Source organism: Pseudomonas sp. GW531-T4 (assembly GCF_017349615.1).
Lineage (GTDB): Bacteria > Pseudomonadota > Gammaproteobacteria > Pseudomonadales > Pseudomonadaceae > Aquipseudomonas > Aquipseudomonas chlororaphis_I.
In genome coordinates, this window is sequence record NZ_JACMZT010000016.1 from 58159 (window position 1) to 71731 (window position 13573).

The 13573-nt window shown below is 65.3% G+C and carries 11 protein-coding genes; all 11 read right to left on the minus strand.

Features of this window, described 5'->3' with window-relative positions; all coding sequences use genetic code 11:
- Positions 1–40: 40 nt before the first annotated feature.
- The gene (locus J4D28_RS15065; RefSeq protein WP_103331462.1) at positions 41–880 is read right to left on the minus strand and encodes an urease accessory protein UreD; all 840 of its coding nucleotides are present in this window, start codon (positions 878–880) and stop codon (positions 41–43) included.
- Between the two features lie 30 nt (positions 881–910).
- Entirely contained in the window at positions 911–1609 is a 699-nt protein-coding gene (gene urtE, locus J4D28_RS15070; protein WP_009046744.1) for an urea ABC transporter ATP-binding subunit UrtE, read from the minus strand.
- A 113-nt stretch (positions 1610–1722) separates the two neighbouring features.
- Positions 1723–2583 (minus strand): urea ABC transporter ATP-binding protein UrtD, encoded by an 861-nt coding sequence (gene urtD / locus J4D28_RS15075; protein WP_028683714.1) that lies wholly within the window; start codon positions 2581–2583, stop codon positions 1723–1725.
- Positions 2580–3659 carry an urea ABC transporter permease subunit UrtC gene (gene urtC / locus J4D28_RS15080; RefSeq protein ID WP_028683713.1) on the minus strand — a complete coding sequence of 360 codons (1080 nt, stop codon included), beginning with the start codon at positions 3657–3659 and terminating at the stop codon, positions 2580–2582. The genes urtD and urtC overlap by 4 nt, the downstream gene beginning before the upstream one ends.
- On the minus strand, positions 3659–5161 hold the full coding sequence (gene urtB, locus J4D28_RS15085) for an urea ABC transporter permease subunit UrtB (protein ID WP_103331463.1): 1503 nt from the start codon (positions 5159–5161) through the stop codon (positions 3659–3661). Before urtB ends, urtC begins: the two co-directional genes overlap by 1 nt.
- Before the next feature lie 176 nt (positions 5162–5337).
- On the minus strand, positions 5338–6603 hold the full coding sequence (gene urtA / locus J4D28_RS15090) for an urea ABC transporter substrate-binding protein (protein ID WP_009046748.1): 1266 nt from the start codon (positions 6601–6603) through the stop codon (positions 5338–5340).
- 409 nt (positions 6604–7012) lie between these two features.
- On the minus strand, positions 7013–8023 hold the full coding sequence (locus J4D28_RS15095; protein ID WP_009046749.1) for an iron ABC transporter permease: 1011 nt from the start codon (positions 8021–8023) through the stop codon (positions 7013–7015).
- Positions 8020–8991 (minus strand): ABC transporter substrate-binding protein, encoded by a 972-nt coding sequence (locus J4D28_RS15100; protein ID WP_028683711.1) that lies wholly within the window; start codon positions 8989–8991, stop codon positions 8020–8022. The genes J4D28_RS15095 and J4D28_RS15100 overlap by 4 nt, the downstream gene beginning before the upstream one ends.
- Positions 8988–9776 (minus strand): ABC transporter ATP-binding protein, encoded by a 789-nt coding sequence (locus J4D28_RS15105; RefSeq protein WP_016703757.1) that lies wholly within the window; start codon positions 9774–9776, stop codon positions 8988–8990. The genes J4D28_RS15100 and J4D28_RS15105 overlap by 4 nt, the downstream gene beginning before the upstream one ends.
- A gap of 105 nt (positions 9777–9881) precedes the next feature.
- The gene (locus tag J4D28_RS15110) at positions 9882–12008 is read right to left on the minus strand and encodes a TonB-dependent siderophore receptor (RefSeq protein WP_028683710.1); all 2127 of its coding nucleotides are present in this window, start codon (positions 12006–12008) and stop codon (positions 9882–9884) included.
- A 172-nt stretch (positions 12009–12180) separates the two neighbouring features.
- Positions 12181–13563 carry a PepSY domain-containing protein gene (locus tag J4D28_RS15115; RefSeq protein ID WP_103331464.1) on the minus strand — a complete coding sequence of 461 codons (1383 nt, stop codon included), beginning with the start codon at positions 13561–13563 and terminating at the stop codon, positions 12181–12183.
- Positions 13564–13573: the final 10 nt, after the last annotated feature.

Below are 13573 nucleotides of genomic sequence, written 5' to 3' on the forward strand. Positions count from 1 at the left end.
TTTTTCGCGAGCAAGCTCGCTCCTACAGGGACATGGATATTCATGTGCTCCAGATCCTTGGCGGCAGCGCCTCGCGGCCCAGCAGGGCGGGGCGCAGCAGGCGCCACAGGTCGATCAGCCAGGCGCGGGCCAGCAGCGCTTCGCTGGCCAGGCAGCGGGCTACCAGCAGGCCGGGCAGTTGCGTCAGGTCGCCGCGCACGGCATGAGGCAGTGCGCGGCAGCGTTCCAGCAACGGGCTGTCGATTTCGCCGGTAGCCAGCAAGGTGGCGAAGACCGGCTGGCCGTCCAGGCCGATCGGCGAGTCGAGCAAGCCGTCGCCGCCGACAATGCGCTGGCGTTCGTGCCAGAGCAACTGGCCGTCGCGGCGGATGTCCAGGTGCGACTGGAAGTGCCCGAGGTCGAAACGTTCGTCGCTGGCGGGGCGACCGAGGGCCACCAAGTCCCAGTAGAACAGCCGGGCGTCGCCTTGCAGCTCGATGCGGGTGCTCAACTCGGCCTGGGCGGCGCTGAACACGATGGTTTCCTGGGGCAGCCATTCCAGGGTGGCACCGGCGGCGACGCTCAAGTCCAGGGTCTGATAGGCCGGCGCGGTGGCGCGATACCACTTGGCGGCGCCGGGGCTGGTCAGTTGCGCCCAGGCATCGCGTTCGACGCTGGCGCGGATCTGCAGGCGGTCGCCGCCGGCAATCCCGCCGGGCGGATGCACGATGATGTGCTGGCAGACTTCGGGGCCTTCGGCGTACAGATGCTTCTGCACCCGCAGCGGGCCCTTGTGCCGGCGCTGCACCGGGCGCGTGCTGTCGCCAAAGCGGGCGTAGCCGAGTTCCAGCTCGGCATGCCAGCTGGGGGTGAACAGGGCGGTGTGGGCAGGCAGATTCATGATTCGTGCTTAATGTCGGGACGTTACAGGTTAGATCGTAACCAGTCCGCGTACACCCTCGGCTTCCATATTTTCACCGCGGCCCTGCTGGACGATTTCGCCCCGGGACATCACCAGATACTGATCGGCCAGTTCGGCGGCGAAGTCGTAGAACTGTTCCACCAGCAGGATCGCCATGTCGCCGCGTGCCGCGAGTTTCTTGATCACCGCGCCGATCTCCTTGATCACCGACGGCTGGATGCCCTCGGTGGGCTCGTCGAGGATCAACAGCCGTGGCCGGCTGGCCAGGGCGCGGCCGATGGCCAGCTGCTGTTGCTGACCGCCGGACAGGTCGCCGCCGCGCCGCTGCTTCATTTGCAGCAGCACCGGGAACAGCTCGTAGATAAAGGCCGGCACTTCCTTGGCCTCTTTCGCGCCAAAACGCGACAGCCCCATCAACAGGTTTTCCTCCACGGTCAGGCGGCCGAAGATCTCCCGGCCCTGGGGCACGTAGGCGATGCCGGCGTGCACCCGCTGATGGGGCTTGTAGGCGGTGATCGCCTGGCCTTCCCAGTTCACCGCGCCTTCCCTGGCCGGCAGCAGGCCCATCAGGCATTTGAGCAGGGTGGTCTTGCCCACCCCGTTGCGCCCGAGCAGGCAGGTGACCTCGCCGACCTTCACCTCGAAGCTCAGGCCCCGCAGGATGTGGCTACCGCCGTAGTACTGGTGCAGGTGTTGGACTTGTAGCATTGGAACTCCGTTAGTAGGGCTTCAAGCGGCAAGCTTCAAGCTGCAAGTAAGGGCGGGGGATGTGGCTTTGCTGTTCACTTGCCGCTTGAAGCTTGCGGCTTGAAGCTGGCCGATCATCTGCCCAAATAAACTTCAACGACACGTTCATCGGCCTGCACCTGTTCCAGCGACCCTTCGGCCAGCACGCTGCCCTGGTGCAGCACGGTGACGTGGTCGGCGATCGAGCCGACGAAGCCCATGTCGTGCTCCACCACCATCAGCGAGTGCTTGCCCGCCAGGCGCTTGAACAGCTCGGCGGTGAACTCGGTCTCGGCATCGGTCATGCCCGCCACCGGCTCGTCGAGCAGCAGCAGTTGCGGGTCCTGCATCAGCAGCATGCCGATCTCCAGGAACTGCTTCTGGCCGTGGGACAGCAGGCCGGCCTGGCGCTCCACCGAGGCGGTCAGGCGAATGGTTTCCAGCACTTCGTCGATGCGGTCCTTCTGCTCGCCGGAGAGTTTCGCCCGCAGGCTGGCCCACACCGACTTGTCGGTCTTCTGCGCCAGCTCCAGGTTTTCGAACACGCTCAGGGCCTCGAACACCGTGGGCTTCTGGAACTTGCGGCCGATCCCGGCCTGGGCGATCTGCACCTCGCTCATCTGCGTCAGGTCCAGGGTTTCGCCGAACCAGGCCTTGCCGTGGGTGGGTCGGGTCTTGCCGGTGATCACGTCCATCAGGGTGGTCTTGCCCGCGCCGTTGGGGCCGATGATGCAGCGCAGTTCGCCGACGCCGATGTACAGGTTGAGGTCGTTGAGCGCCTTGAAACCGTCGAAGCTGACGCTGATGTCTTCCAGGGTCAGGATGGTGCCGTGGCGGGTGTTCAGGCCCTTGCCGGCGGCCTGGCCGAGGCCGATGGCGTCGCGGCTGCTACCGGCGTCCTTATTGGGTTCGAGGATGGGCTCAAGCATGAAGTCAGCCGTCGCAGTGACTCTCATTGTTCACCTCGTTTTTTCAGCAGGCCGATTACACCTTTAGGCAGGTACAGGGTCACGACGATAAACAGCGCGCCGAGGAAGAACAGCCAGTATTCCGGGAAGGCCACGGTGAACCAGCTCTTCATGCCGTTGACCACGCCGGCGCCGAGCAGCGGGCCGATCAGCGTGCCGCGACCGCCCAGGGCGACCCACACGGCGGCCTCGATGGAGTTGGTCGGCGACATTTCGCTGGGGTTGATGATGCCCACCTGCGGCACGTACAAGGCGCCGGCCAGGCCGCAGAGCACCGCGCTCAACACCCAGACGAACAGCTTGAAGCCGCGCGGGTCGTAACCGCAGAACATCAGTCGGTTCTCGGCATCGCGCAGCGCGGTCAGCACCCGGCCGAACTTGCTCCGGGCCAGGCGCCAGCCGATGTACAGGCTGGCCACCAGCAACAGCACGGTGGCCAGGAACAGCACCGCGCGGGTGCCCGGCTCGGTGATGCCGAAGCCGAGGATGGTGCGGAAGTTGGTGAAGCCGTTGTTGCCGCCAAAGCCGGTCTCGTTGCGAAAGAACAGGAGCATGCCGGCGAAGGTCAGGGCCTGGGTCATGATCGAGAAATACACGCCCTTGATCCGCGAGCGGAAGGCGAAGAAACCGAACACCAGCGCCAGCAAGCCCGGCGCCAGCACCACCAGGCACATCGCCCAGAGGAAGCTGCCGGTGCCGCTCCAGTACCAGGGCAGCTCGCTCCACGAAAGGAAGGTCATGAACGCCGGCAGGCTGTCCCCCGCGGCCTGGCGCATCAGGTACATGCCCATGGCGTAGCCGCCGAGGGCGAAGAACAGGCCATGGCCCAGGGACAGCAGCCCGGCATACCCCCAGACCAGGTCCAGGGCCAGGGCGACTATGGCGTAGCAGAGGATCTTGCCCACCAGGGTCAGGGTGTAGGCCGAGACGTGCAGCGGGTTGTCCGGCGCCAGCAGCGAGAGCAGCGGCAGGGCCAGCAGCAGCACCAGGATCAGCGCGCCGACGGCGACCGAGACCTTGGGCCCGGCTTTCTGGCTGGCGGTAATGAGTAATGGTTGATTCATCAGTCGATCACCCGTCCTTTCAATGCGAAGAGGCCTTGCGGACGTTTCTGGATAAACAGAATGATCAGCGCGAGGATCAGGATCTTGCCGAGCACGGCACCGATCTGCGGTTCGAGAATCTTGTTGGCTACCCCTAGGCCGAATGCGGCGAACACGCTACCGGCCAGTTGGCCGACGCCGCCGAGCACCACCACCAGGAACGAGTCGATGATGTAGCTCTGGCCCAGGTCCGGGCCGACGTTGCCGATCTGGCTCAGGGCCACGCCACCGAGGCCGGCGATGCCGGAGCCGAGGCCGAAGGCGAGCATGTCGACCCTTCCTGTCGGTACGCCGCAGCAGGCGGCCATATTGCGGTTCTGGGTGACCGCGCGCACGTTCAGGCCCAGGCGGGTCTTGTTCAGCAGCAGCCAAGTGAGGACGACGACAAACAGCGCGAAGGCGATGATCACGATGCGGTTGTAGGGCAGCACCAGGTTGGGCAGCACCTGGATCCCGCCCGACAGCCAGGCCGGGTTCGACACCTCGACGTTCTGCGCGCCGAACATCAGGCGCACCAGCTGGATCAGCATCAGGCTGATGCCCCAGGTGGCGAGCAGGGTTTCCAGGGGCCGGCCGTAGAGGTGGCGGATCACCGTGCGTTCCAGGGCCATGCCGATGCCGGCGGTGACGAAGAACGCCACCGGCAGCGCGATCAGTGGGTAGAACTCGATGGCCTGCGGGGCGTAGCGCTGGAACAGCAGCTGCACCATGTAGGTGGAGTAGGCGCCGAGCATCAGCATCTCGCCGTGGGCCATGTTGATCACCCCGAGCAGGCCGAAGGTGATCGCCAGGCCCAGGGCTGCCAGCAACAGGATCGAGCCCAGGGACATGCCGCTGAAGGCCTGGCCGAGCACTTCGCCCACCAGCAGCTTGCGCTTGACCTGGGCCAGGCTGGTTTCGGCGGCGGTGCGCACCCCGGCATCGGCTTCCACCCCGGGTTCGAGCAGGCCTTCGAGGCGGGTGCGGGCCAGCGGGTCGCCGGTTTCACCCAGCAGGCGTACCGCGGCCAGGCGCACGGCCGGGTCGCTGTCCACCAGTTGCAGGTTGGCCAGGGCCAGGCTCAGGGCGTCATGCACGCCCTGGTCCTGTTCGGCGGCCAGGCTGGCATCGAGGAATTTCAACTGCGCCGGCTTGGCGCTTTTCTGCAACTGTTGCGCGGCGGCCAGACGGATGTTGGCATCGCTGGCGAGCAATTGATGGCTGGCCATGGCGGTGTCGATCAGGCCGCGCAGGCGATTGTTCAGGCGCAAGGTTTTGGCTTGCCCATCGACGGTCAGCTGGCCTTGCTGCAAGGCGCCGAGCAGTTCGAGGCGCGCCGGGTCGGGTTGCGCGGCCCAGCTTTCCAGGAGCCTGGCCTGTTGCGTGGCGTTGGCCGCGACGAAGTCTTCGGCGTCGCCGGCCCTGGCAGCCAAGGGCAGCAACAGCAGGCAGGCGAGAATGAAACGGTAGAGGGCAGTGGGCATATCGATGTCCTTGAAAGGTCCGGATGACCTCGCGGTACACCCGGACACCTGTAGGAGCGAGCTTGCTCGCGATGAGGCCCGCAGGACCTCCAGCGGTGATTGCTCTTGCGACCGCTTCGCGGTCGATCGCGAGCAAGCTCGCTCCTACAGGGAAGGCGTCAGACCTGAGGTCAGGATCAGTTGCTCTTCACCGCGTAATCCGGCTTCTTGTCGTTGCCCGGGATGAACGGGCTCCACGGCTGGGCGCGGATCGGGCCTTCGGTCTGCCAGACCACATTGAACTGACCGTCCGGCTGGATCTCGCCGATCATCACCGGCTTGTGCAGGTGGTGGTTGGTCTTGTCCATGGTCAGGGTGTAGCCCGACGGTGCGGCGAAGGTCTGGCCGGCCAGGGCTTCGCGGACTTTGTCGACGTCGGTGGACTTGGCTTTCTCCACCGCCTGGGCCCACATGTGGATGCCGACGTAGGTGGCTTCCATCGGGTCGTTGGTCACGGCTTTATCCGCGCCCGGCAGCTTCTTGGCCTTGGCGTAGGCTTTCCAGTCGGCGACGAACTTCTGGTTCACCGGGTTCTCCACGGACTCGAAGTAGTTCCAGGCCGCGAGGTTGCCCACCAGCGGCTTGGTGTCGATGCCGCGCAGTTCTTCCTCGCCCACGGAGAAGGCCACCACCGGTACGTCGGTGGCTTTCAGGCCCTGGTTGGCCAGCTCCTTGTAGAACGGCACGTTGGAGTCGCCGTTGACCGTGGAGATGACCGCGGTCTTGCCGCCGGCGGAGAACTTCTTGATGTTGGCGACGATGGTCTGGTAGTCGCTGTGGCCGAACGGGGTGTAGACCTCTTCGATGTCCTTGTCGGCCACGCCCTTGGAATGCAGGAACGAGCGCAGGATCTTGTTGGTGGTGCGCGGGTAGACATAGTCGGTGCCGAGCAGGAAGAAGCGCTTGGCGCTGCCGCCGTCTTCGCTCATCAGGTATTCCACCGCCGGGATCGCTTGCTGGTTAGGCGCCGCGCCGGTGTAGAACACGTTCGGCGACATCTCTTCACCCTCGTATTGCACCGGGTAGAACAGCAGGCCGTTGAGTTCCTCGAACACCGGCAGCACTGACTTGCGCGACACCGAGGTCCAGCAGCCGAACACCACGGCGACCTTGTCCTGGGTCAGCAGCTGGCGGCCTTTCTCGGCAAACAGCGGCCAGTTCGACGCCGGGTCGACCACCACCGCCTCGAGCTTCTTGCCGTTGACGCCGCCCTTGGCGTTGATCTCGTCAATGGTCATCAGCGCCATGTCCTTGAGCGAGGTTTCGGAGATCGCCATGGTCCCCGACAGCGAATGCAGGATGCCGACCTTGATGGTCTCGGCGGCCTGGACGGTCCAGGTCATGCCCATCGCGGCAATGCTTGCCGTGAGTGTGAAAGCCTTGATCAAGCTGCGACGCTTCATTGTGCGATCTCCATGAACTTATGAGTTTTCTTGGTTGGCAGATGCGGACTACTGAAGGGCTGTTTTGCAAGGGGTGTGCCTAGTCGGCACAGGGCATGAAAACGTCGCTTTTACGGAGCAGGGGAGAGGGATGGCGCACCAATGCGGGGCCATCAGGCGTCTTTGGTGCGGGCGAATGCGCTTCGTTGGTGCTGCTGGTGGCCGCCTTTGTAGCCGCTGCCGCAGGCTGCGATAAGGCCGAAGGCCTTCAGCGATCTCGAAACCTTGCGCGCCCTTCGGTCGCGATCGCAGCCTGCGGCAGCGGCTACAGGGCAGCGTCCGCCAAACCGTGCGCATTGTTCTTCTGCAGGAGCGAGCGGGCGGCGATCCGACTTGCCCGCGATGGCGGCGCATCAGGCACGCCGCTTTTTCAGCGGCGGCGCATCAGGCCGATGAAAAACAACCCGCCAATGGCCGCCGTGGCCACGCCTATGGGCAGGTCTTCGGGGGCGATCAGGGTGCGGGCGGCGACGTCGACCCAGACCAGGAACACGCTGCCCAGCAACACGCACACCGGCAACAGCCGACGATGCTCGGCGCCCACAAGACGCCGGGCGATATGCGGCACCATCAGCCCGACGAAGCCGATGGAACCGCTGATGGACACCAGCACCCCAGTCATCAGCGAAGCGATCAGGAACACCCGCAGCCGCACGTTGCGGGCATTCAAACCGAGGGTCACCGCGGTCTGCTCGCCGGCCATCAGCGCGTTCAACGGCCGCGCCATGCCCAGCAGCAGGACCAGCCCGAGCAGCACGCTGGCCGCCGGCACCGCCAGCAGTTCCCAGCGCGCCAGGCCCAGCCCGCCGAGCATCCAGAACATCACCGCCGAACTGGCGCGGTGGTCGCCCATGAACAGCAGCAGGTTGGCCACCGCCATCATCACGAAGGACACCGCCACCCCGCACAGCAGCAGGCGGTCGCTGTCGAGCCGGCCATGGCGCGCGGCGATGCCAAGCACCAGCAACATGCTCGCCAGGGCACCGATAAAGGCGGCGATGGGCAGGGTCAGCAGGCCGACGATTTCACCCACATGCAGCACCACGATCACCGCGCCCAGGGTGGCGCCGGAGGTCACGCCGAGCAGGTGCGGGTCGGCCAGCGGATTGCGCGTCACCGCTTGCAGCACTGCGCCGATCAAGGCCAGCCCGGCGCCGACCAGGGCGCCGAGCAGCATGCGCGGCACGCGGATCAGCCAGACGATATGTTCCTGCCCGGCGCTCCAGTCCACCTCGCCCAGGCCGAGTGTCTTGTGCAGCAGGATCCGCCAGACCACGTCCACCGGCACCCGCGCCGAGCCGAAACCCAGGGACAATACGCAGGACGCCAGCAGCAGCGCACCGAGGGCAAGCAGCAGCAAGGCATAACGACGATCGATCATGCGCCGTGGAAACCCTTGGCCAGGGTTTGCACCGCTTCGACGTTATCGATGCCCGGCGTGGCCTGCACGTAGGGGATCACGATGAAGCGCTGGTTGCGGATCGCGTCCACCGATTGCAGCGCCTTGTTGTTGAGCAGGAACTGCTGCTTCTGTTCGGCGCTGATTTCGCTGTAGTCGACGATCACGATCACCTGCGGGTTGCGTTCGACCACGGTTTCCCAGTTGACCCGGGTCCAGCTGGCCTCCACATCGTCGAGGATGTTGCGCCCGCCGGCGGCGTCGATCAGCGCTTGCGGCATGCCCAGGCGGCCGGAGGTCATGGCGCGGTCTTCGCCGCTGTCGTAGAGGAACACCCGCGGCTTCTCCGTGGGCAGGTCCTGCTGGATCGCGGCGACCTGTTGCTGCATGTCGGCGATCAATTGGTTGGCGCGGTCCTGCACATCGAAGATCCGCCCCAGGTTGCGCAGGTCGTTGTAGGTGTCGTCGAGGCTGGCCGGCGGGCGCTTCATCACGAAGGCGCAGGACTCGGTCAGTTCCAGCACATTGATGCCCAGCGGCGTCAGGGTCTGCGGGGTCAGGTCGCCGCCGACGCGCATGCCGTAGTCCCAGCCGGCGAAGAAGAAATCGACATTGGCGTCGAGCAGGGTTTCCACCGACGGGTACTTGGCCGCCAGCTCCGGCAGGCCGTCGAGGATGGTCCGCATCTCGGGCGTCACCGCCTTCCAGCCGCTGATGCCGCTGTAGCCGACCATGCGCGACTTGAGGCCGAGGGCGAGCATCATCTGGGTCATGTTGATGTCGTGGCTCAGGGCGTGTTTCGGCGCCTCCTTGAAGGTCACCTCGCGGTTGCAGCTGTGGACGGTCAGCGGGTAACGGGTGGCTTCGGCGCAGGCCTGGCCGGCGAGCAGCGACAGGGCCAGGCACAGGCTGGAGCGAAACAGGCTGTTGAGTGAGACGCGCAGGGTCATGGTTGGGTTATCCAGGTGATTCGTGGGTAGCCGGACAGCGGGTGTTGGTCGACCAGGGCCTGGACGCCGAACACCTGCTGCAGCAGTTCGCGGGTCAGCACTTCGGCCGGTGTGCCGCTGGCGACGATGCGCCCGTGATCGATCACATACAGGCGATCGCAGAAGGCCGCGGCGAGGTTCAGGTCATGGATGCTGGCGAGGGTGCCGATGCCCAGGCGCTTGACCCGTTGCAGCAGCTCCAGCTGGTAGCGTGGGTCGAGGTGGTTGGTCGGCTCGTCGAGGATCAGCAGTTGCGGTTGCTGGGCCAGGGCGCGGGCCAGGATGACGCGCTGCTTTTCCCCGCCGGACAAGGTAGCGAAGGCATGCGCCTCGAAACCCAGCAGGCCCACCGACTCCAGCGCCTGGCGGGCGATGGCGCGGTCTGCGGCGCTGTCGCCGTCGAACAGGCCCTTGTGCGGCGTGCGGCCCATGGCGACCACTTCTGCGACGGTCAGGCCGAAGGCCTCGGGAAACTCCTGCAACACCACGGCGATGCGTTGCGCGCACCAGCGCGGCGTCTGTTTCCAGACGTTGTAGTGATCGAGCCGGACTTCGCCCTGGTCCGGCCGGCTGAAGCGATAGCTGCAACGCAGCAGGCTGGTCTTGCCGCTGCCGTTGGGGCCGATCAGCCCGACGAACTCCCCCGGCGCCACGCGCAGGCTGGCCTCACGCAGCTGGAACTGGTGATGACAGTGGCCCTGGCCCAGGGGCGTCCAGGCCAGGTTGGTGAGGTTCAGCGAGGTCATGCGGTTGCTCTTGAATACGGGGTGATGCGACAGGCGTCGTCGCGGGCAAGTCGGATCGCCGCCCGCTCTGTAGGAGCGAGGCTTGCCCGCGATGGGGCCATCGGCTCAAAACTGATAATCGGCGGTCACGAAAAACGACCGCGGTTCGCCGAGGATCCATTGCTGGCCCTCATTGTATTGGCTTTGCGCGTACTGCCGGTCGAACAGATTGTTCAGCTGCAAACCGAAGGTGGTGTTGCGCAGGGCTTTCCACGACAGCACCGCATCGACCACGGTGTAGCTGGGCAGTTCGTTGCGGTTGGCCAGGTCGGCATAACGGGCATCGACATAACGCACCCCGGCGCCGGCTCGCAGGTTATCGGTCACGGCCTTGTTCAGCCACAGGTTGGCGGTGCGCCGCGGCACGTCCACCGGGCGATTGCCACTGCGCGAGACGAACCGGTTGCCGACCTGCTCTTCGAAGTCGTCGTACTGGGCCTTGACGATGGCGGCGTTGGCTTGCAGCTGCCAGGCGTGCGGCAGTTGCAGGTCGAGGCTGGCTTCCAGGCCGCGTGACGACTGCTGGCCGACCTGTTGCTTGAGTGTCGGGTTGCCCGGGTCGTCGGTCAGCAGCTTCTTCTTGACGATGTGATAGGCCGCCAGGGTCCACTCGCCGCGCTGGTCCCAGAACATCTGCTTGAGGCCGATCTCGCTCTGCCGGGCGCGGGCCAGGTCGTATTGCTGCTGGCTCGGGCTCAGGGAAATCAGGCCGCCGACGCCGTCGGTACTGGTGGCGTACTGGCCGTAGAACGAAGTGTCCGGCGTCAGGGCGAACACCAGGCCGACCTTCCAGTTGTTGCCGGTCAGGGTCTTGTCGCTCTGGCTGCCGTCCACCAGGTTGTCGCGATCCACCTGCACGTAGTCACGGCGCACGCCGGTCACCAGCGACCAGCGTTCGCTCAGTTGGGTACGGTTTTCGGCGAAGGCCGACATCTGCTTGGTGGTGCTCTGGAACTGTGGGCGATAGGCCGAGGCGCTGTCGAAACGGCCCTTGTCCGGGTGTTGCAGATCCAGCGGCTGGCCATCCGGCAGCGCATCGTTGAACGGCGAGTTGCTGTTGAGCTGGAAGCGGATGCGGTTGTAATCGACCCCGGCCAGGGTCTGGCTGTCGAGGCCGAACAGGCTGTGCTTGAAGGTGAAGGTCTGGCGATCGCCGACCTGCTCCTGCTGGTGCTTGATGGCGAAGTTGCCGCTGCGCAGAAGCTGCTGGCCGGCGGTGTCCCAGTTGTAGTTTTCGGCGTTCTGCCAGCTCCGTTGGGCCTTGAGGTAATACAGCTCGTTGCTGGCGCTGACGCTGTCGGAGAGCTGCCACTCGCTGGTCAGGCGCGTCCACTGATCGTTGTAGTGCTGCTTGTCGTTGCCGATGTTGTAGTTCTTGTCCCGCAGGCCCTCATGGAAGCGGCCATTGACCAGCGGGGTGCCGAAATAATTCATCGGCTGCTGGTCGCCGTAGTCGTGGGCGAGGGTGAAGGCCAGGTCGTCCGTGGCCTGCCAGCGCAGCGCCGCGCTGATGAAGTCGCTGGCGCTGTCGCCGCGATCGATCCAGCCGTTGCTGCGCAGGCGGTTGAGGTTCAGGCGATAGCTCAGGGTGTCGCTCAGCGAGCCGCCGCTGTCGAGGGCCTGCTGCTGGCTGTCGTAGGAGCCGTAGCCGAGGCGCAGGTGGTTTTCGATTTCGCCGGCGAAGGGTTTCTTCGGAATCACGTTGACCACCGCGCCGGTGGCGCCTTCGCCATACAGCACCGAGGCCGGGCCGCGCAGCACATCCACCCGTTCCACCGACCAGGTGTCCACCGGGAAGGTCACGGTGCCCATGCCGCTGTACAGGCGATTGCCGTCATACAACTGCATCACCGAACCCTGGCCGGTAAAACCACGGGCCGACAACGAAGTACCACCGTCGCCGGGTGTGCCGGTGCGGCTGATGCCGGTGCCGCGCGACACCGCGTCCTGCACGCTGCGGTCGCCACGCTGGCGAATGCGCTCGCCGCTCAGGCTTTCGGTGCTGGCCGGGGTTTCCAGGGCGCTCAGGCCCAGGCGCGAGCCGGCGGTGGTCGGGGTTTGCAGGCTGATGTCCTGGGCGTCGATGGCGGGCGCGCTGATGGTGCCGGTGGGCAGCGTCAGCGGTGCGTCGTCGGCCTGGGCGGGCTGATTCAGGGCCAGCAGGCAGAGGCTGGACGCAAGGTACTTATTTATTGAGGGGCAGTTCATTGGGGCGGTTGAATCGCTTCTTCGAAAGGAATACCCGCGGCCTTGGTGGCCGCGAGCAGGGATCATACATGTAAGTGTTATAAAGTAACATTATGCATGTCGGAAATTGAAGCGACAGCAGTCTACAGATCCCTCTAAACCGCGCATCTCGCCTGATTCATGATGAAGATGAGGTCGATTCAGCCGAGCGGTTCCAGCGCGACAACAGCAACTTGTCCAGCAGCCACACAGCCACCAGCGAAGCGCCAACCAGCGGGAAAATCACCGCCAGCGCCAGCATGATCGCCATCGCGGTTTTCCATTTCGGCAGGTCGTGGCGCAGCGGCGGTACGCCAAGGCGTCCATGGGGGCGGCGCTTCCACCAGATCACCAGGCCACTGACGGCGCTCAGCAGGATCATCAGGCAGATCAGCAGCACCACGATCTGGTTGAACGGGCCGAACATCTTGCCTTCGTGCAGCATCACCCCGACTTCGGTGGCGCGGGCGACGTTGCTGTACTGCTGCCAGCGCACATCGGCCAGGACCTTGCCGGTGTATTGGTCGACATGCAGGGTGGCGTCGTTGCGCGGGTCGTCGGCGAACACGGCAATGGTGAACACGCCGCTGGCGGTGGTCGGCAGGGTGATGCTGTAACCGGCTTCGACCTGGCGCTGGGTGGCGATGTCCTGCACCTGCTGCAGGCTGATCACGGGCGCCGCCGGGCCTTCGTGCGCGGCGCCGTGGGCCATGTGTTCGGCATGGTCGCCGGACATCGGCAGCGGCGTGTTCTCCATGGCCCAGGGCACGGTCTGGCGGCTGGCGGTGTTGAGTTCGCCAGCCTGCTGGTCGGACTTGGGCACGTCATTCCACATCGCCGCCGGAAAGCGGTTCCACAGCTCGGCGTATTGCTTGCCCCAGAAGCCGGTCCAGGTCATGCCGCTGAGCAGCATCAGCAGCAGGAACGCCGCGCCCCAGAAGCCGACCACCGCATGCAGGTCGCGCCACAGCACGCGGCCGCGGCTGCCCAGGCGTGGCCACAACACCCCGGCCGACGACTTGCCGCGCGGCCACCACAGGTACAGCCCGGACACCACCAGGACGATGCCCCAGCCTGCCGAGAGCTCCACCAGGCGGTCGCCGAGGGTGCCAATCATCAGCTCGCCATGAATGGCCCGGGCGATGGCTTGCAGATTGTTCTTGGCGTCCTGCTCGCCAAGGATAGTGCCGTGGTAAGGGTCGACGAACACATTGAGTTCACCGCCTTCCTGCTGCACCACGAACTGCGCACTGCGCCCGGCTTCGAGCGGCGGCAGGTACTGTTTGACGTGGCCCTGGGGATACGCGGCCTGGACCCGCTGGAGCTGCGCATCGGCGCTGAGGATGTGGTGCCCCGCCGGCACCTGCAGCAGGTGGCTATACATCAGTTGGTCGAGCTGGGGTTTGAACAGGTAGATGATCCCGGTCAGGGACAGCATCACCATGAAAGGGGCTACGAACAGCCCGGCGTAGAAATGCCAGCGCCAGGCCAGGTTGTAGAAAGACACTTTGGGTTGGCTCATCAGGGAATGC

What these genes read in the sequence shown, in the direction of transcription:
- urtE (WP_009046744.1), bottom strand. Translation starts at nt 1,609, where the DNA reads ATGCTACAAGTCCAACACCTGCACCAGTACTACGGCGGTAGCCACATC.
- J4D28_RS15115 (WP_103331464.1), bottom strand. Translation starts at nt 13,563, where the DNA reads ATGAGCCAACCCAAAGTGTCTTTCTACAACCTGGCCTGGCGCTGGCAT.
- urtB (WP_103331463.1), bottom strand. Translation starts at nt 5,161, where the DNA reads ATGCCCACTGCCCTCTACCGTTTCATTCTCGCCTGCCTGCTGTTGCTG.
- J4D28_RS15095 (WP_009046749.1), bottom strand. Translation starts at nt 8,023, where the DNA reads ATGATCGATCGTCGTTATGCCTTGCTGCTGCTTGCCCTCGGTGCGCTG.
- urtA (WP_009046748.1), bottom strand. Translation starts at nt 6,603, where the DNA reads ATGAAGCGTCGCAGCTTGATCAAGGCTTTCACACTCACGGCAAGCATT.
- J4D28_RS15065 (WP_103331462.1), bottom strand. Translation starts at nt 880, where the DNA reads ATGAATCTGCCTGCCCACACCGCCCTGTTCACCCCCAGCTGGCATGCC.
- urtD (WP_028683714.1), bottom strand. Translation starts at nt 2,583, where the DNA reads ATGAGAGTCACTGCGACGGCTGACTTCATGCTTGAGCCCATCCTCGAA.
- urtC (WP_028683713.1), bottom strand. Translation starts at nt 3,659, where the DNA reads ATGAATCAACCATTACTCATTACCGCCAGCCAGAAAGCCGGGCCCAAG.
- J4D28_RS15105 (WP_016703757.1), bottom strand. Translation starts at nt 9,776, where the DNA reads ATGACCTCGCTGAACCTCACCAACCTGGCCTGGACGCCCCTGGGCCAG.
- J4D28_RS15100 (WP_028683711.1), bottom strand. Translation starts at nt 8,991, where the DNA reads ATGACCCTGCGCGTCTCACTCAACAGCCTGTTTCGCTCCAGCCTGTGC.